The following is a 691-nucleotide window of genomic DNA, read 5'->3' on the forward strand; positions in this document are numbered from 1 at the left end:
TCGGTTCATCGCTGCTGTCTGGGCTGCCATTGCTGCCAGCAGCTGGCTTACCTGTTGCTCGTTCATAGGCGATTTTCATCCACTTTTTAAGCCATTCACGCCGGGCGGCGCATCCGGAGCAGGCCATCAGTGCCACCGTCGGTGCTGTAGAAGCAATGCTTCAACGCCCAGCGGCGTTTCCGCCAGATTCTGCGACGCGGCTTCGCGGTTCGCATACCAGTGGCCAATCAGCAAAAGCATTGCCGCCCAGATGCCGGAAGTAAAAAGAACCTCTCGGGGAGGCTCTTTTTCTTCTGCTGGCGGCGTCAGTACCTCCACCAGCGCACCGTCACAGAAATGCTCAACATAATCGACGGCAGCTGATGCATATGCGGCGATAAGCGTATCTTCGGCGTCGCTATCAACCCTGAGATGCGTCTTTATTTGCGCCATCTGCCCCGCGCTTATTTCCACCTTTACCCCCGGTTTTTGGTTTTTCGGGATCTGGCGTTTCTGCCTTTTCAGGCTCAACCTCTTCTGCCAGATGCAGTTTCACCAGCCCCTCGCCGATCTCCTTTTTCACGATGCGGGTTTCGCCCTGAGAAACGGTGCCGAGGTGGTAATGCGAGAACATACGGAGAGCTTTAATTTTCATGCGGTAAACGCGGCCATTGCTGACCGCGCCCTCGTGTTATGCGCCAGAAGAAACGGT

The 691-nt window shown here is 55.7% G+C and carries 1 protein-coding gene; it reads right to left on the reverse strand.

All coding sequences use genetic code 11. From position 1 onward, the window contains the following. Positions 1-126 precede the first annotated feature (126 nt). Positions 127-510 (reverse strand): head-tail connector protein, encoded by a 384-nt coding sequence (locus FN633_RS09185; protein ID WP_243731497.1) that lies wholly within the window; start codon positions 508-510, stop codon positions 127-129. Positions 511-691 lie beyond the last annotated feature (181 nt).

The organism is Pseudescherichia vulneris, from assembly GCF_902164725.1.
GTDB lineage: Bacteria > Pseudomonadota > Gammaproteobacteria > Enterobacterales > Enterobacteriaceae > Pseudescherichia > Pseudescherichia vulneris.